The sequence below is a fragment of the Qipengyuania intermedia genome, assembly GCF_019711615.1.
GTDB classification, from domain to species: Bacteria; Pseudomonadota; Alphaproteobacteria; order Sphingomonadales; family Sphingomonadaceae; genus Qipengyuania; species Qipengyuania intermedia.
Map to the genome: position 1 here is coordinate 731,499 of NZ_JAIGNS010000002.1, position 17,281 is coordinate 748,779.

The window sequence follows — 17,281 nt, forward strand, 5'->3', positions numbered from 1 at the left end:
GCAGCGAATCGAAAAGGCGTCCGGGCCGCGGTCCGGGCGCTTTTCCCGTTGCGGGACACAATAGCCGAACGGTTCATCGCAGAAATCGAATTCGTGGCGCGAAGTTGGCGCTTTTTCGCGGATTTTGCCTTTGACAGCGCGCCCAAAAGCCTCTCAATTCCCTCGCCTTCGGTGACGTGATTCACCGGCTTTATTTCAAAACACCAATTGAGGGGGTTTCCATCAAAATGAACAAGAACGACCTGATCAGCGCGGTTGCCGATTCGAGTGGCCTTTCCAAGAGCGACGCCGCAGGCGCCGTCGAAGGCGTTTTCGACGCGATCACCAAATCGCTCTCGAACGGTGACGAAGTCCGCCTGGTCGGCTTCGGCACGTTCTCGGTTGCCAAGCGCAAGGCTTCGACCGGTCGCAACCCCCGCACCGGCGAACCGATGACGATCAAGGCATCCAACCAGCCGAAGTTCAAGGCCGGCAAGGGTCTCAAGGACGCGGTCAACTAAGACTGCTTCGTTGCTGCCCCGCCAATGTGCGGCTGGCAGTTATGAAAATAAAACGCCGCAGCCCGCTCCATGCGTGGCTGCGGCGTTTTTCTTTGGGCTTTGGAGTTTGATCCTCAGTCGAACGCGATGAGCGCGGTCGGCGCCTGTTCGGTGCGCTGGTCGATTTCCCAGACCAGCGTCTGTCCACGGGGGTTATTGACGGGTCCTTCGTCGGTATTGTTGGCAAGGATGCGCCCGTCGGTGACAATCGTGAAAGTCCCGTTCGGCATGAGGATATTCGGCATCTCGCCATCCTCGCCTTCCCCCTTCGCCTTGCCCATCGATGCAAGTCCCATCATCCCGGCCATCATGCCCTGCATGGGGTTGCCGCCGCCCTGCGACGCAAAGCCCGGAGCATCGACGCGGACCTGATTGCCGTCGCGCAGCATCATCGTGACGAACATGTTCGCCATCGGCATTTTCTCGACCATCGGGAAAGCGAAAGCGTGGGTCATCTTCCCCGTGACGCTGAAGTCGACATCGAAAATTCCGTCGCCCTTGTATTCTACCGTTTCCCAGCCGCGCTGGCGCTCCAGCTGCTCGGCCAGCTTCTGGGCCGCTTCCGGATCCGACGGGTCGAACCCGCCGAGCATCTGCTTGGCCTGCTCGGCCTCTCGCTCGGCCTTGGCACGGCGTTCGCTTGCACCCTCCTGCCATTCGGCGCGTTGCTCATTCACTTCCGCAAGCGAGCACTCGCGCACTTCCCAGGTCTCCTCGTCGACGCATTCCGCTTCGAACTTCTCTTCGGACTTGGCGCCCATTTCCGCGAGCTTGCTCAGCGCCAGCATCTGGATTTCGCCATCGTAGCTGTAAGCGAACGTGCCGTCCTTCATGAGCTGCATTTCGCTGGTGAAAGTGCCAGGTGACAGCAGGCAGCCGGTCAAGGCGAGCGAGCTGGCCGCCGCCAGAGTGGCTGCGCGAATCGGTGTAGTCATGAATTCCCCCCGGTCGAGTTTGTCGGTCCGTCAGTTGCGCGTAGCTACGGCATACAATGCCACGGCAGCTGCATTGGAAACGTTAAGGCTCTCGATTTCGGACGAGATCGGCAGTCTCGCGAGCGCATCGCAATGGCCTTCGATATTCTGCCGCATGCCCTCTCCCTCGGCGCCAAGGACGATGGCGACAGGCCCGGCAGGCAAAGCCTCTGCCAAGGTGGCCTCGGCATGGCCGGTGAGGCCGATGCGCCAATATCCTGCCTCGGCAATTTCATCGAGCGCACGGGCAAGATTGACGACCCGGATCCACGGCAGCGTTTCAAGTGCCCCCGATGCCGTCTTGCCGATGACGCCACCTTCGGGCGGGGCATGACGATCCTGCGTCACGATCGCCGCCGCGCCGAATGCCTTGGCCGAGCGCATGATCGCTCCGACATTGTGCGGATCGGTCACCTGGTCCAGCAGGACGATCGGCCGCGCAGGATCGCCGTCCAGCACCTCGTCCAGAAACTTGTCCTCCAGTGCCGCACATTCGAGCACGAGGCCCTGGTGCGGCGCATCCTTCGCGACAAGCCGCGCAAGATCCTGCCCATCGGCAAATTCGACCGGGAAGTCCGGCGGGAGTTCTCCGTCGAGGGATTCGATCCCCTCGCGCGTCGCCCACAGCTTGCGGTGCACGCGATCGGGGTTCTTCAACGCCGCCTCAACCGCGTGGCGGCCCCACAGGCGGACATGACCCGCACTGGCCCTGCCGCTGCCGCGTCCACCCTTCATGCGGCCGGCGCGGCCTCTCAATGCGCGTTTACGTTCGCCCTTTGCCATCTTTTCCATCCTGTATTTCGGCTTGGGCTGCGCTCCTGCCAGTGAGGGCATTGACAGGCAAGCGTCGCTTCGCCAAAGGGGCGCCTCTCGGCGAGGGACCCCAAGGGGTTTCCGACGTTATATCTCTGAGAAGAGAACAGGCGAGCCCGTGTGGACAGGTGGCCGAGTGGTTAAAGGCAGCAGACTGTAAATCTGCCCGCGCAAGCGTACGCTGGTTCGAATCCAGCCCTGTCCACCACCGGCTTCTTTCCCAGGCAAACGTCGCGCAACTCTCTTGCGAGCATCCGCTCCCGGGCCTAGGCACGCCGGCATGACTCAGCATATGCAGATGACCGGCCGACCCGTCATTTCCTCGACCGGATTGTTCACCCCCGAAGAGAGCATCACCAACGAGGAGCTGGTCGCCAGCTTCAACGAATACGTGCGTCGCTACAATGAAAAGAATGCGGACGCGATCGCTTCGGGTGAAATGCAGCCACTGACCGAAAGCTCGGTCGAATTCATCGAGAAAGCCAGCGGCATCAAGGCACGCCACGTGATGGCGAAGGAGCCGGTTCTCGATCCAAACGTAATGGCACCGCGCTGGCCCCAGCGTTCGAATGACGAGCTGTCGATCCTGGCCGAGATCGGCGTGAAGGCGGCGCGCGACGCGCTCGAGCGGGCAGGGCGCAAGCCGGAAGACGTGGACGCGGTGCTGTGCGCTGCCTCCAACATGGAACGCCCGTATCCCGCAATGGCGATCGAGATCCAGCAGGCGTTGGGCATCGATGGGTTCGGCTTCGACATGAATGTCGCCTGCTCGTCCGCCACCTTCGGCATCCAGACCGCCGCCGATTACATTCGCGCAGGCAACGCGAAGAGCGTGCTGGTCGTCAGCCCCGAAATCACCAGCGGCCATCTCAACTGGCGCGACCGCGACAGCCATTTCATCTTCGGCGATGTTGCCACGGCTGTGCTGGTCGAAGATGCCGCCATCGCCCCCGAAGAGCATTGGGACATCCTGGGCACCAAGCTGAAGACGGTCTTCTCGAACAACATTCGCAACAATTTCGGCTTCCTCAACCGCGCTTATCCCGAAGACGCAGGTGGTCCCGACAAATTGTTCGTCCAGGAAGGCCGCAAGGTTTTCAAGGAAGTCGTGCCGATGGTCGCACAGATGATCGTGGACGAGGCAGAGCGCATCGACATCGATCCCACTTCCCTTCGCCGCCTGTGGCTGCATCAGGCGAATACGGGAATGAACCGCCTGATCGCGCATCGCGTGCTGGGCCACGAGGCGAACGAGGACGAGAGCCCCACTGTGCTCGACACCTACGGCAACACCTCCAGCGCCGGCTCGATCATCGCATTCCACCTGCACAGCGAAGACCTGCAAGAAGGCGACACGGGCCTGATTTGCAGCTTCGGCGCAGGCTACTCCGCCGGAACCGTTTTCGTGCGCAAGGCAGGGTAGGCGGCTTGTGAGCGGCGCAATCAGCGCCTAGGCCTTCGCACATGGCAGGTGATCTACTCGACAGCCAGGGGCGCGGCGAAGCGCAATGGGGCTTGCCCGCGATCCATCCGGAAGGCCGCAAGTTCGGCATTGCGGCGCTGGGCATTTCGCTGCTTTTCGCCCTGTTCGCGTGGGAAACGCTGGCATGGCCGATGGCTTTCCTGTCGCTCGGGATTTTCGCATTTTTCCGCGATCCCGAAAGGGTCGTCCCGCAGGACCAGAGTGCGATCGTATCGCCAGCCGACGGTCGCATCGTGCAGATCACCGAGGTCAATCCACCGCGTGAGCTGGTTGTAGACGATGGTCACGGCCTTCCTTGCCTCAGCGACGAGCCGACCGTGCGTGTCTCGATTTTCATGTCGGTCTTCGACGTTCACATCAACCGGACGCCGATTGCGGGCATGGTCCAGCGGCTTGTTTACGTGCCGGGCCAGTTTCTCAATGCAGAACTCGACAAGGCCAGTGACGAGAACGAACGGCAGCATATCCTGGTGGAGCGAAGCGATGGCGTCTGCGTCGGCTTCACCCAGATAGCGGGGCTTGTTGCCCGCCGCATCGTGCCCTTCGTGAAACCGGGCGACACGCTGGGCGTTGGTCAGAGAGTGGGGCTTATCCGCTTCGGCAGCCGCGTAGATGTCTACCTTCCCAAAGGTACGGCGTCGCGGGTCATGCTCGGCCAGAAGGTCGTGGCAGGGGAAACCGTCCTCGCCGAAATCGGTTCGCAGCGCCTGCTTGAAGGAGTGTCGCAGTGAATCATCCCGAAGAAGCCGATCCGCATCGCCAGTACGAAGAACGTGCGCGGCTGGGCCCGAAGGCGGCCGAGGATGAAAAGCCGGTTATGGGCAAGTCACGCGGACTGTCGCTGCGGGCGATGGCTCCCAACGCCATTACGGCGGCGGCCCTGTGTTCGGGACTTACCGGTATTCGCTTCGCCATATCGGAGCAGTGGGCGGCAGCCGCGATTGCGATCATCGTGGCCGGACTGCTGGACGGAATGGACGGCCGGATCGCGCGTGCGCTCAATGCCCAGTCGCGTTTCGGAGCCGAACTGGACAGTCTGGCGGACTCGCTGAGCTTCGGTACGGCGCCGGCAATTATCATTTATCTTTGGTCGCTGTCGGCAGAGCCGCGGCTTGGCTGGTTTGCCGCGCTCGCGCTTGCGATCTGCTGCGCCTTGCGGCTCGCACGTTTCAATGCGCAGATCGACATGCAGGAACAGCCGCATAAATCGCTTGGCTTCCTGACGGGGGTTCCGGCGCCCATGGGAGCGGGGCTTGCATTCCTGCCGTTCTTCATCTGGTCGGCGACCGATCTCGAAATCTTTCGTGCGCCGATCGTGGTCGGACCATGGCTTCTTGCCGTAGCCGTGCTGATGATATCGAGCATGGCGACGCCCAGCTGGACTTCGCTCAGGCCGCGACGGGGGATCAGGTTGTGGGTGCTGGCCTTCGTGGGGCTTCTGTTCGCGGCATTGCTGGTCGAACCGTGGTGGACACTGAGCGCAATCGGTGTCGGTTATCTGCTGCTGCTGCCCTACACCTTGATGCGGTATTCCAGGATCAGGCGGCGCAACGCACCGTCTGACGCGTAACCGGACGGGTACGACCGGGGCGGGTGAAACCGCCGTGAATGATCGTCGGGCGCATACCGCTCTCGCACTTTTCGATTTCGGTCGGCAGCTTCAGGCGGTGCCGAAGCTGGCCGAAAGCGGACCACCAGCGCAGTCCGCTATCGGCGAGCACAGCCACGGCCGCGATGGCGGCGGCGGCGAAAACGGCAGTGAGGAACAGTGCGAACATCCGATCATCTCCTCCCCGTGTGCTGTCGATAAACCTGTTGACAGACCGGGTAATTCTACGGGAAAACCCCTAATGCCCGCCGGTAGTTCCGGCGATGAGAACAATGTTCCCGTTTTGTTCTATGCTGTCAAGCGCTTTTAGCGCCAGGATTCCCCTTTTTTGCGATGAATCGAGTCTGGCTTTCGCCCGAAAAGCCCGCTAAAGGGCCGCCGTTCGCTTGAGATTCGGCCAATTCGGGCCGGTTGAACGAGCGGGCAAATCCACATGGAAGGCGCTCATACCGGTGCCCGGCGCGGGACATACCGCACCACGGGTTCCAGCCTTCCAGAGGTACAACCGGAAAGGAAATGACCATGGCGGCTCCTACCGTCACCATGCAGCAACTGATCGAGGCCGGCGCACACTTCGGCCACCAGACCCACCGTTGGAACCCGCGCATGAAGCCGTACATCTTCGGCGCGCGCAACGGCATCCACATCATCGACCTGTCGCAGTCCGTGCCGCTCTTCGCGCGCGCTCTCGACTTCATCAACCAGACCGCGCGTTCGGGCGGCAAGGTCCTGTTCGTCGGCACCAAGCGCCAGGCGCAGGACCCGATCCGCGAAGCTGCGCTCGCTTCGGGACAGCACTTCGTCAACCATCGCTGGCTGGGCGGCATGCTCACCAACTGGAAGACGATCTCGGGCTCCATCAAGGAACTCAAGACGCTGGAAGAAACGCTTTCGGGCGACACCAGCGGCCTGACCAAGAAGGAAGTGCTGAACCTTACGCGCAAGAAGGACAAGCTGGAGCTTTCGCTCGGCGGTATCCGCGACATGGGCGGCATTCCCGACGTGATGTTCGTGATCGACGCGAACAAGGAAGACCTCGCCATCAAGGAAGCCAACGTGCTTGGCATCCCGGTGGTCGCCGTGCTCGACACCAATGTCGATCCGAACGGCATCGCTTTCCCGATCCCGGGCAATGACGATGCTGCGCGCGCTATCAAGCTCTATTGCGATGCGGTTGCCGAAGCTGCCCGCACCGGCAAGGGCGAAGGCGTGACGGATTCCGGTGCCGATGTCGGAGCTATGGAAAATCCGCCGGAAGAAGCCGCGGCTTAAGACCGTTTTCGTGAGGCGGGGGCGCCATGCTCCCGTCACACAAGCGAACTATGCGCCGGGCCGCTGAACATAGCAGGCCCGGTGCCTCCGCATTAAAGATACCAAGAAGGAAACTATCATGGCTGCATTCACTGCCGCTGACGTGAAAGCCCTGCGCGAGAAGACCGGCGCGGGCATGATGGACGCCAAGAAGGCGCTCGAAGCCGCAAATGGCGATATCGAAGCCGCTGTCGACGCACTGCGCGCCAAGGGCCTCGCCACCGCCCAGAAGAAGTCGAGCCGTACCGCGGCCGAAGGTCTCGTCGGCATCGCCGTCGAAGCCACGAAGGGCGTTGCTGTCGAAGTGAACTCGGAAACGGACTTCGTTGCGAAGAACGACCAGTTCCAGGATTTCGTGCGCAAGACGACCGAAGTGGCGCTGACCACCGACGGTGACGATGTCGAAGCGCTCAAGAACGCTGCCTACCCGACCGGTGGCACCGTTGCCGAAAAGCTGACGAACAATGTCGCCACCATCGGCGAGAACCAGCAGATCCGCCGCATGAAGACCGTTTCGGTCACCAACGGCGTCATCGTGCCCTACATGCACAACGCTGTCGCTCCCGACCTCGGCAAGATCGGCGTTCTGGTTGCTCTCGAAAGCGAAGGCGACAAGGCCAAGCTCGAAGAGCTGGGCAAGAAGCTCGGCATGCACATCGCCGCCGCATTCCCGCAGGCGCTGACCGCCGACGGCCTCGACGCCGAAGTAATCGAGCGTGAACGCGCGATCGCCAAGGAGAAGGCTGCCGAGAGCGGCAAGCCCGAAAACGTCCAGGAAAAGATGGTCGAAGGTGCGGTCAACAAGTACGCGAAAGAAAACGCGTTGCTTAGCCAGATCTACGTGATCGACAACAAGACGCCGATTGCACAGGTCGTCGAGCAGGCTGGCAAGGACGTCGGCGCCAAGGTCGAGCTGGTGGACTACGTCCGCTTCCAGCTTGGTGAAGGCATCGAGAAGGAAGAAACCGACTTCGCAGCCGAAGTGGCTGCTGCTGTCGGCGGCTGATCCCAGCCCACCATAAGTAAGAAAACGGCCGCCGGACGATTGGTCCGGCGGCCGTTTTTCTTTGTGCGGCTGATCAACCGAACCAGCGTCGCCTGTTCTCGGAGAACCGCAACTTGAAGACAGTGGCAAAGAGAACCAGCAGGCCTGCGGCTATCGTGGCATAGGCGAGGGGCGATGCAGTCTGGCCGCCCGCCGAATAGATGGCGAAAAGCGCCCACAGGAACACGAGTGCATAAACCGGGTTTCCGCGCCCGCGCCAGATAGCCAGCGCTGCGATAACGCCGCCGATCATAACCACGCCTGCCGCCGTGGCCGCCTCGGGCCAGGTCTGTCCTATGCCGTAGTTCTGCAGGGCAGCGGCGATGTTCACGATGGTCGCGGCCGTCAGCCATGCGGCGAGGGCACTTAGCGGGAGCATTACGATCCAGCGCTCTGCAGTGGTGAATTCCCGATCAAGTCCCACGAACGTCCGGTAGATCGCGAGAAGGCAGACGAGCACTGTCGATATGATGATGACCGAGACGGCATCCAGCGCGTTCAGCTGCGTGTAGAGCGCCCACAATCCGTTGCCAAGGAAAGCCGCCGCAGCGAACCATCCGATCCGGTGCAGCAAGGCGTTCGATTTCTGCGCCGGGAGAGCTTGGTAAATCGCGAAGACAACCGAACCGAAATAAAGCGGCCCCCAGATCGCAAACGCCCATCCGGCAGGAGTGATCAGCGTCCGTTCCGCATCGGAGCGGCTGCCGATCGGCTCACCCACTCCGAGGCTGGGAAGGAACGTGGAACCGATCTGCATCACCACGGCGACGATGATCGCTATTCGCTGCCAGCCGCTACGTTGCGATACGGATTTCTGTGATTGAATGATCATTATCCGGTAACGGCAGGTCGGCGGGAGCGTTCCGTACCGTTCATCGCCGGCTTGCCTTTCCCTTTGCGACTCCGGCGCTTCATGGCTAAGGAGCCGCAAACCCCACAAGTAGAGAACCCCCGCATGACCCTTCCAAAGATGAACCGCGTCCTCCTGAAGCTGTCGGGCGAGGTTCTGATGGGGGATCAGCACTTCGGCATCGATCCGGCTTTCGTGCTGGAACTGGCCAAGGAAGTGAAGGCCGCCAAGGATACCGGCCTCGAGATTTGCCTCGTCATCGGCGGCGGCAATATCTTCCGTGGCATGGCAGGGGCCGCGCAGGGCATGGACCGCGCACAGGCGGATTACATGGGCATGCTCGCCACCGTGATGAACGCGTTGGCGATGCAGAGCGCTCTCGAACAGCTGGGCGTGCAGACCCGCGTGCAGAGCGCGGTGCAGATGGACCAGGTTTGCGAGCCGGTAATCCGGCGGCGCGCGGAACGTCACCTTGAAAAGGGGCGCATCGTGATCTTTGCTGCGGGTGTGGGTGCTCCGTACTTCACTACCGACAGCGGAGCCGCCCTGCGCGCTGCCGAAATGAACTGCGACGCGCTGCTCAAGGGCACCAGCGTCGACGGGATCTATGACAGCGACCCGAAGAAAAACCCCGACGCGACGCGTTATGAAACCGTCAGTTACGGCAAGGTGCTGGCAGACGATCTCAAGGTCATGGACGCCAGCGCTGTCGCCCTGTGCCGTGACAACGACATTCCCATCGTGGTCTTCTCGATCCGCGAAAAGGGCAATGTCGCCAAGGTTCTTTCGGGCAACGGCGTCCAGACCGTTGTGACCGACCACACCGCATAAAAGAAACGAACAGAGACGAGGAAGCCATTATGGCCAAATATGACAAAGCCGATATCGAACGCCGTATGCAGGGCGCTGTCGACAGCCTGAAGGGCGACCTTTCGGGTCTGCGCACCGGCCGCGCGAACACCAGCCTGCTCGATCCGGTCGTGGTCGAAGTCTATGGCTCGATGATGCCGCTGAACCAAGTCGCGACCGTGTCCGCCCCCGAACCCCGCATGCTGAGCGTGCAGGTCTGGGACAAGGCCAATGTCACTGCTGTCGAAAAGGGCATCGCGAAGGCCAACCTCGGCCTCAATCCGATGATCGACGGCCAGAACGTACGCCTGCCGATGCCCGATCTGACGGAAGAGCGCCGCAAGGACCTGGCCAAGGTTGCTGGGGAATATGGCGAGAAATCCAAGATCGCGATCCGCAATGTGCGCCGTGACGGCATGGAAGCGCTCAAGGATGACGAGAAATCCAAGGAAATCTCCGAAGACGAGCAGAAGCGTTCCGAAGCCGAAGTCCAGAAGCTGACCGACAAATATGTCGCGGATGCCGACGAAGCGGTGGCCAAGAAACAGCAGGAAATCCTGAGCCAGTAACGGCTCGGGATTCCGATTTCCCATGACCCAGGACACCAAGGCTGCGCGCCACGTGGCCATTATCATGGATGGCAATGGTCGCTGGGCCAAGCGCAAGCACCTGCCCCGCGTCATGGGACACCGCAAGGGTGTCGAGGCCGTGCGTGAACTGGTGCGTAGCCTCAAGGATACCGAGGTCGAGTGCCTGACGCTCTACGCGTTCAGCAGCGAAAACTGGAAACGGCCCGAGGAAGAGGTCGACGATCTGATGAATTTGATGCGCAAGTTCATCAAATCGGACTTGCCCGAATTCATTGCCAACGATGTGAAGCTAAAAATTGTCGGCGATTGGCAAGCGCTTGCGCCCGATATCGTGGAAATGCTCGAAGATGCGCTGGCCAAGACGGCTCATGGTTCGCGAACTTTGGCTGTTGCGCTTAATTACGGCGCGCATGCGGAGATCGCCCGTGCCGCTCGCAAGGCGGCTGAAAGTGGCACGATCGACGAGGAGAGTATCGCGGCCAACCTGTTTACTGCGGATTTGCCGCCTCTCGATCTCCTGATCCGCACCAGCGGCGAGGTGCGCCTGTCCAATTTCCTCTTGTGGCAGGCCGCTTATGCGGAAATGCTGTTCACCGAAGTGTTGTGGCCCGACTTCACGCCTGCGCACCTGATGGATGCGCTGGACCAGTTTGCGGGACGGGAGAGACGATTTGGCGGACGGTGAAGCAACGCCCAAGAAAAATGCGGACCTGCCCAAGCGCCTGATCTCGGCGGCCGTCATGGTCGCCGTTGCCGTTGCGGCGCTGGTTGCCGGGGATCCCTGGCTCGATTGGTTCATTGCCGCAGTCGTGCTGGCAACCTTCGTCGAGTTCGTCCTGCTTGTCGTAAAGGCGACAAGCAACGTGCCTTACCGGCTGGCCGCAATCCTGGCGGGCGCACTTTATATCGGTTTCGCCGGCCTTGTCCTGACGCGGATGCCACCCGGCCTCGTGGTCGGAATTGTCGGCTCTGTCATTGCGATCGACACATTCGCCTATTTCTTCGGCCGTTCGATCGGCGGACCCAAGATCGCGCCCTCGATCAGCCCGTCGAAAACCTGGGCGGGGCTGTTGGGGGGTGTCGTGGGTGCAAGCATCTGGCTTGCGGTGTTCATCTATTTCTCGGCACGCCAGGTCAGCGGACCGACCACGATGGGCTTCGACATGAACGAAGTGGGGACGATTGTCCTCATGGGCCTGGCTCTAGCCGTCGCTGCCCAGGCGGGTGACTTTCTCGAAAGCTGGCTCAAGCGCAAAGCCGGGGTGAAGGACAGCTCGCGCCTCATTCCTGGCCACGGCGGGGTGTTCGACCGGACCGACGGCATCATCCCCGTAGTCCTGATCGTCGGATTCGTCTTGGGTGCTGCTGCATGACGCGGTCGATTTCCATCCTCGGCGCGACCGGATCGGTCGGTGCGTCCACGCTTGATCTTGTCCGTCGCAACCGTGATCAGTGGCGTGTGGTGGCACTCACTGCCCATTCCAATGTGGAAGAGCTGGCCAGGCTGGCACGCGAATTCGACGCCGATGTCGCGGTCATTGCCCAGGACAATCTCCTCGGGGCATTGAAAGATGCTCTGGCCGGTTCTGGTGTCGAGGCGGCTGCCGGACGGGCGGCCCTGTGCGAAGCTTCTGCAAGACCTGCCGATATCGTGATGGCCGCAATCGTCGGCTGCGCGGGCCTTGGTCCTGTCATGGCGGCTATCGAACAGGGCACCACTGTTGCGCTGGCCAACAAGGAGGCCCTGGTTTCGGCCGGCGAGGTAATGACCGCGGCGGTCGAGAAACACGGGGCGACACTGCTCCCGGTGGACAGCGAGCATAACGCGATCTTCCAGTGCCTGCAGGGCGGGAAGTTGGCCGAGGTCCGGACCATCACTCTCACAGCCAGCGGCGGGCCTCTTCGTACGTGGAGCCAGGCCCAGCTGGATGCGGCGACGCCCGCCCAAGCGATCGCGCACCCGAACTGGGACATGGGTGCGAAGATCAGCGTCGACAGTGCAACCATGTTCAACAAGGGCCTCGAACTGATCGAGGCGCATCACCTGTTTCCGGTCGGGCTCGACAAGATCAGGATCGTCGTCCATCCGCAGAGCGTGATCCATTCGATGGTCGAATATCGCGATGGATCGACGCTTGCGCAGCTCGGTCCGTCAGACATGCGCGTGCCGATCGCTTCCTGCCTCGCCTATCCCGCCCGCATGGATACGCCGATGGACCCGCTCGACCTTGTGGCAATTGGCGAACTTACCTTCCATGCGCCGGATGAAGAGCGTTTTCCCGCAACCCGCCTCGCGAGAGAAGCGGCCCAGGCAGGCGGCGCTGCACCGGGTATCCTCAATGCCGCGAACGAGGTGGCGGTGGCGGCTTTCCTCGCAGGTAACATCCCGTTCAGCCGTATTGCGGTAATGGTGGATCGCGTCCTTACGGAAACCGAGCTTCCATCGCCGCCGCAGACCCTCGAAGAGGTTTTGCGCGTCGATGAGGACGCGAGACAGCGCGCGAGCGCCATGCTGGAGACTTGCTGAATTGGACGGTTCGATACCCTTCTGGATGTACATCATCGGCTTCCCGCTCTTGCTGGGGCCGCTGGTGACGCTGCACGAACTCGGCCATTACCTCGTGGGCCGCTGGTTCGGCGTGCACGCGGAGGCATTCGCCGTCGGTTTCGGCAAGGAAATCGCAGGCTTCACCGACAAACGTGGCACGAGGTGGAAACTCTGCGCGCTGCCGCTCGGCGGCTACGTGCAGTTCAAGGGCGACATGAACCCTGCCAGCGTACCGGACAAGGAAGCTATTTCCCGCGCCACTCCTGAAGAGCGCGAGGGCAGCTTTCACCATGCCAGCCTCGGCAAGCGTTCGCTGATCGTGTTCGCCGGTCCGGCCATGAATATCCTTGTGACGCTGGCGATCTTCACGAGCTTCTTCATGATCTTCGGCAAGCCCGTGTCGCCCGATCCGGCAATGGAAACGACAATTACGGCTTTTGCCGAGGATTCGGCCGCGCAGGAGGCGGGGCTGGAGATCGGCGATCGGATCATGCGCGTCGAGGGCAAGGAGGTCTCCAGCTTCTTCGACTTGCGCGAAGCGATCGTGATGTATCCGGGCCGCACGCTCGACATCGAGGTCCTTCGCGACGGCGAGTTGCAGAACTTCGATGTGGTTCCGCGCACGATCAAGGCGGAGGACCGGTTCGGAAACGTCTCGACCATCGGCCAGATCGGTATCCCGCCTGCCGTGACCGAGCGAAGGTTCGCGAGCGTCGGACCGGTCGAGGCTGTCAGCCTGAGCTTTGTCCAGACCGGCAGACTGGTCGACATGATGGTGACTGGTATCAAGCAGATCGTGGTCGGCGAACGCTCGGTAAAGGAGCTTGGCGGACCCGTCACGATCGGCAAATTTGCTGGCGAACAGTTGAGCCTCGGGGCGCTTGCATTCTTCAATCTGGCCGCGCTGATCTCGCTTAACTTGGCATTCATCAACCTCCTGCCAATCCCGGCTCTCGACGGCGGGCACCTGGCTTTTTACGCGGCGGAAGCGATCCGCCGGAAACCGCTGGGCCCCCGTAGTACGGAGGTGGCCTACCGGGCCGGTGTGGCAATTGTGCTCGCGCTGATGATTTTCGTCACCTTCATAGATATCGCCAAACTCCCGTTCTTCGGGAATTAGGCGGGGAAAGGGTCGGGTGAAGGCGCGTCTGCGGCGTCACACGGCTTGATCGCGCGGCGCGCATGGGGCAGGGGGCCTTCAGGCGCTTCGCAAGGCGTCTTTTGTATTTTTGAGGACGGGAACTCCCTTGTCGATGACTGATTTTGCGAACGCCGCAAGCGAGACGAAACCATTTGGCGCGCGGCTCGTCGCCGGATTGATGGCCGGTTCGGTGCTGGCAGGCATGCCTGCCGTGGCTTTGGCGCAGGATGCCGGAGAAACGCAGGCCGAGCAGCCTGCCGGAACCGTGGTCCAGCAGGACGTCGTGCGTTCGATCGCCGTAGCCGGTGCCCAGCGCCTCGAGCCGCAGACCATCCTGTCCTACATCCGACTTCGGCCGGGCGATGCATATACCCAGGCCGCAGGCGACCAGGTCCTCAAGGATCTTTACGCGACGGAACTGTTCTCGAACGTCAGCGTGACGAACACGGACGGCAATGTGGTCATCACCGTGACCGAAAACCCGGTCATCAACCGCATCATCCTGGAAGGGAACGAGCGGATCAAGAATGACAAGATCATTCCCGAAATCCGCCTTGCCCCGCGCCAGATCTTCACCCGTTCCAAGGTGCGTGCCGACGTTGCCCGCATCATCGAGCTTTACAAGCGCCAGGGCCGCTTCGCAGCGACGGTCGAACCGCAGCTCGTCCAGCTTAGCCAGAACCGCGTCGATATCGTCTTCGAGATCGAGGAAGGTCCGAAGTCCAAGATCCGCCAGATCAACATCATCGGCAACGAGGCCTTCTCCGACAGCGACCTGCGCGGCGAGATGGTCACCAAGCAGTCGCGCCTGTGGACCTTCTTCAGCTCCAACACGAGTTACGACCCCGACCGTCTGGCTTTCGACCAGCAGCAGCTGCGTACCTTCTACCTGACGCAGGGCTATGCCGATTTCCGTGTCGTCTCGGCAGTGGCCGAACTGACCCCGGACAAGGAAGACTTCATCATCACCTTCGTCGTCGAAGAGGGTGAGCGTTACAAGTTCGGCGATGTCAGCGTCGAAAGCGAACTTCGCGATTTCGACAGCGACGCGATGACCGCCCGCCTGCCGATGAAGAGCGGGGACTGGTACGATGCAGAACGCGTCGAAGACACGGTCGAACAGATGACCGAACTGGCCGGGACCTTCGGCTATGCTTTCGCCGAGGTGGCGCCGCAGTTCACGCGCAATCCCGAAACGCTGACCATGGACGTCAACTTCGTCCTTCGCGAAGCTCCTCGCGTCTATGTCGAGCGGATCGACGTGAACGGGAACACGCTGACGCAGGACAAGGTCGTGCGCCGCGAATTTCGTGTCGCGGAAGGTGACGCGTTCAATTCGCTCGCAATCCGCCGTTCCGAAGCGCGTATCAAGTCGCTGGGCTATTTCCAGGAGAACTTCGAGATCACGCAGGTCGAAGGCAGTGCGCCCGACCGTATCGTCCTCGAAGCGAACATCGAAGAGCAGCCCACCGGTGAGCTCCAGCTTTCGGCTGGCTTCTCCTCGATCCAGAGCTTCATCCTGTCGGGCTCGATCCGCCAGCGCAACTTCCGCGGCCGCGGCCAGACCGTCGGTCTCAGCGTGAACTACTCGCGTTTCTCGAAGTCGGCGCAGGTCAGCTTCTCGGAACCCTACGTATTCGATCGCAACATCTCGCTCGGCGCGGACATTTATCACCGCGAATACGATAACGATTTCTTCGCGACCGATTTCAACCGGTACAAGCAGGCCCAGACCGGCTTTACGATGCGCGCCGGCGTTCCGCTTTCGGAATACATGTCGCTGATCGGTAGCTATACCTTCCAGTACGAAGATGTATCCATCGGCGACGGCTTCTTCGAGGATACGGACGGCGACGGCGTGGCCGAATGCCTCCAGTCGCGCTTCATCTGCGAAGCGGTGGGCGAACGGACCGTTTCGATCCTTGGCGCGACGCTGAACTACAATTCGCTCGACAGCCGCGTGCGTCCGACGCGCGGCGAAACGATCAGTGTCACGGGTGAGTTCGCTGGCCTCGGCGGCAATGTGAAATATCTTCGCATGCGCTCGCAGATGGGCAAGTGGTTCAATCTCGGCAGCGGTCTCATCTTTTCGCTCAACGCGGAAGGTGGCTGGATCCGCGCTCTCAGCGAGAACGACACGCCGGGCTTCGACGACGTGCGCCTGACCGACCGCTTCTTCCTTGGCGAACCGCAGTTCCGCGGCTTCGACATTCGCGGCGTCGGTCCTCGCGTGGTACGCCTGCGCTATCTCGATGACGATGGCGATCCGACGACTGCCCGCGTTCTCGAGACCATCGACCAGTTCCGTGAAACCAAGAACCGCGCATTCGACGACGCGCTGGGCGGCAGGGCCTATTACCTCGCACGCGCAGAGCTCGAAATCCCGCTTGGATCGGGTGCACGTGAAATGGGTATTCGTCCCTCGCTCTGGCTGGATGTGGGTTCGCTCTTCGCGATCGATCGTCCGCAGCTCGATGACTTCCCCAACAGCTTCCAGTCGCGCTCCGGTGGGGAACCGATCTTCTTCGGTCCGCTCTACGATGCCGATGGCAATCCGCAGCTCGACGCCGACGGAGCCCCGGTTTCCGGCAACACGTTCGATGCCGTGGACGCGGATGGAAACGCAAACACCCCGGTTCTCGACCCGAACGGCTTCTACCGTGAAGTCCTGTTCGGCGACAGCATCAGTCCGCGCATTACCGCGGGTGTCGGTATCAACTGGAACTCGCCCTTCGGCCCGTTCAGGATCGATCTATCCCAGACGATTAAGAAGCAAGAGGGTGACGATACCAAGACCATTTCCTTCAATGTAGGAACGCAATTCTAATGAAACTGATTACCAAGTCGCTCGCAGCTGCGAGCCTCGCCACCGCTGCAATGGCAGCCACTCCGGCAGCCGCGCAGGTGAACGGCAACATCGGGATCGTGAGTGTCCCGGCTGCCGTGGCACAGGCTACCGCACGCACGACCGCCTACCAGCAGATCTCGACCACCTATGCTTCGCAGATCACGCAGATCCAGCAGAAGCAGCAGCAGATGCAGACGCTCCTGCAGCAGCTCGACACGAATAACGATGGTCAACTCGATCCGGCGGAACAGCAGGCCGCGCAGAACGCTCCGCAGGCCCAGCAGCTGCAGACCCTTGAAAACGAAACCGCACAGCTTTCGAACCAGATCGACGGTGCACGCATCTACGCGATCGAGCAGATCCTGCTCCAGTACAACGCTGCGCTGCAGACCGTGGTCCAGCAGGACAATCTCCAGCTCGTTCTTTCGCCCGATGCGGTCCAGTATTCGGCTCCGGCAGCGAACGTGACCCAAAAGGTCGTCGCGGCTCTCAACACGCGCGTCCCTTCGGTCCAGATCACTCCTCCGCAGGGCTGGCAGCCCGCGCAGCAGTCGGTCGCGCTTTACCAGCAGGTCCAGCAGATCCTGATGGTCGCCGCAGCCCGCCAGCAGCAGGCAGCCGCACAGCAGCAGACCCAGCAGCCGGCCGCGTCCGGACGCTAAGAGCCGAACAGGGAGCAGG

Annotated in this window: 18 protein-coding genes and 1 tRNA gene; 15 read left to right on the top strand and 4 right to left on the bottom strand. The window is 61.6% G+C overall.

The window, feature by feature from the left end:
* Window positions 1-227 precede the first annotated feature (227 nt).
* Window positions 228-500 carry an HU family DNA-binding protein gene (locus K3179_RS09860; protein WP_090481341.1) on the top strand — a complete coding sequence of 91 codons (273 nt, stop codon included), beginning with the start codon at window positions 228-230 and terminating at the stop codon, window positions 498-500.
* A gap of 113 nt (window positions 501-613) precedes the next feature.
* Here the strand turns inward: K3179_RS09860 and K3179_RS09865 are convergent, their stop codons facing one another.
* Both K3179_RS09865 and rlmB read right to left on the bottom strand, forming a co-directional pair.
* A complete protein-coding gene (locus tag K3179_RS09865) occupies window positions 614-1,474 on the bottom strand; it encodes a hypothetical protein (protein ID WP_221564512.1) in 861 nt (286 codons plus the stop codon).
* Between the two features lie 30 nt (window positions 1,475-1,504).
* Entirely contained in the window at window positions 1,505-2,296 is a 792-nt protein-coding gene (gene rlmB / locus K3179_RS09870) for a 23S rRNA (guanosine(2251)-2'-O)-methyltransferase RlmB (RefSeq protein WP_221564514.1), read from the bottom strand.
* 152 nt (window positions 2,297-2,448) lie between these two features.
* Between rlmB and K3179_RS09875 the strand changes: the two genes are divergently transcribed.
* From K3179_RS09875 to K3179_RS09890, 4 genes are all read left to right on the top strand, one after another.
* A tRNA-Tyr gene (locus tag K3179_RS09875) sits at window positions 2,449-2,534 on the top strand.
* A 72-nt stretch (window positions 2,535-2,606) separates the two neighbouring features.
* Window positions 2,607-3,749 carry a beta-ketoacyl-ACP synthase III gene (locus K3179_RS09880; RefSeq protein WP_247712930.1) on the top strand — a complete coding sequence of 381 codons (1,143 nt, stop codon included), beginning with the start codon at window positions 2,607-2,609 and terminating at the stop codon, window positions 3,747-3,749.
* A 41-nt stretch (window positions 3,750-3,790) separates the two neighbouring features.
* Window positions 3,791-4,540: a phosphatidylserine decarboxylase gene (locus K3179_RS09885; RefSeq protein ID WP_221564516.1), complete on the top strand. Its 750-nt coding sequence runs from the start codon at window positions 3,791-3,793 to the stop codon at window positions 4,538-4,540.
* Window positions 4,541-4,626: 86 nt separating this feature from the next.
* Window positions 4,627-5,379: a CDP-alcohol phosphatidyltransferase family protein gene (locus K3179_RS09890; protein ID WP_221565546.1), complete on the top strand. Its 753-nt coding sequence runs from the start codon at window positions 4,627-4,629 to the stop codon at window positions 5,377-5,379.
* Here K3179_RS09890 and K3179_RS09895 read toward each other — a convergent pair.
* Window positions 5,348-5,587, bottom strand: coding sequence for a hypothetical protein (locus K3179_RS09895; RefSeq protein WP_221564518.1), 240 nt, complete (start codon window positions 5,585-5,587; stop codon window positions 5,348-5,350). The two genes, K3179_RS09890 and K3179_RS09895, sit on opposite strands and share 32 nt — an antisense overlap.
* Before the next feature lie 353 nt (window positions 5,588-5,940).
* Here K3179_RS09895 and rpsB point away from each other — a divergent pair, with 353 nt between their 5' ends.
* On the top strand, window positions 5,941-6,690 hold the full coding sequence (rpsB, locus tag K3179_RS09900) for a 30S ribosomal protein S2 (RefSeq protein ID WP_221564528.1): 750 nt from the start codon (window positions 5,941-5,943) through the stop codon (window positions 6,688-6,690).
* Between the two features lie 118 nt (window positions 6,691-6,808).
* Window positions 6,809-7,735, top strand: coding sequence for a translation elongation factor Ts (gene tsf, locus K3179_RS09905; protein ID WP_221564530.1), 927 nt, complete (start codon window positions 6,809-6,811; stop codon window positions 7,733-7,735).
* Between the two features lie 73 nt (window positions 7,736-7,808).
* Here tsf and K3179_RS09910 read toward each other — a convergent pair whose 3' ends face one another.
* The gene (locus K3179_RS09910; protein ID WP_221564532.1) at window positions 7,809-8,606 is read right to left on the bottom strand and encodes a hypothetical protein; all 798 of its coding nucleotides are present in this window, start codon (window positions 8,604-8,606) and stop codon (window positions 7,809-7,811) included.
* A 123-nt stretch (window positions 8,607-8,729) separates the two neighbouring features.
* Here K3179_RS09910 and pyrH point away from each other — a divergent pair, with 123 nt between their 5' ends.
* The 8 genes from pyrH to K3179_RS09950 all read left to right on the top strand — a co-directional run bounded on the left by pyrH (window position 8,730) and on the right by K3179_RS09950 (window position 17,262).
* On the top strand, window positions 8,730-9,455 hold the full coding sequence (pyrH, locus tag K3179_RS09915) for a UMP kinase (RefSeq protein ID WP_221564534.1): 726 nt from the start codon (window positions 8,730-8,732) through the stop codon (window positions 9,453-9,455).
* A gap of 29 nt (window positions 9,456-9,484) precedes the next feature.
* Window positions 9,485-10,042: a ribosome recycling factor gene (gene frr / locus K3179_RS09920; protein ID WP_221564536.1), complete on the top strand. Its 558-nt coding sequence runs from the start codon at window positions 9,485-9,487 to the stop codon at window positions 10,040-10,042.
* A gap of 22 nt (window positions 10,043-10,064) precedes the next feature.
* Window positions 10,065-10,748: a polyprenyl diphosphate synthase gene (uppS, locus tag K3179_RS09925; protein ID WP_221564538.1), complete on the top strand. Its 684-nt coding sequence runs from the start codon at window positions 10,065-10,067 to the stop codon at window positions 10,746-10,748.
* A complete protein-coding gene (locus K3179_RS09930; protein WP_247712931.1) occupies window positions 10,735-11,436 on the top strand; it encodes a phosphatidate cytidylyltransferase in 702 nt (233 codons plus the stop codon). Before uppS ends, K3179_RS09930 begins: the two co-directional genes overlap by 14 nt.
* Window positions 11,433-12,590, top strand: coding sequence for a 1-deoxy-D-xylulose-5-phosphate reductoisomerase (locus K3179_RS09935; RefSeq protein WP_221564542.1), 1,158 nt, complete (start codon window positions 11,433-11,435; stop codon window positions 12,588-12,590). The genes K3179_RS09930 and K3179_RS09935 overlap by 4 nt, the downstream gene beginning before the upstream one ends.
* A 1-nt stretch (window position 12,591) precedes the next feature.
* Window positions 12,592-13,731: an RIP metalloprotease RseP gene (gene rseP, locus K3179_RS09940; RefSeq protein ID WP_345722631.1), complete on the top strand. Its 1,140-nt coding sequence runs from the start codon at window positions 12,592-12,594 to the stop codon at window positions 13,729-13,731.
* Between the two features lie 133 nt (window positions 13,732-13,864).
* A complete protein-coding gene (gene bamA / locus K3179_RS09945) occupies window positions 13,865-16,579 on the top strand; it encodes an outer membrane protein assembly factor BamA (protein ID WP_221564544.1) in 2,715 nt (904 codons plus the stop codon).
* Window positions 16,579-17,262 carry an OmpH family outer membrane protein gene (locus K3179_RS09950; protein WP_221564553.1) on the top strand — a complete coding sequence of 228 codons (684 nt, stop codon included), beginning with the start codon at window positions 16,579-16,581 and terminating at the stop codon, window positions 17,260-17,262. Before bamA ends, K3179_RS09950 begins: the two co-directional genes overlap by 1 nt.
* Window positions 17,263-17,281 lie beyond the last annotated feature (19 nt).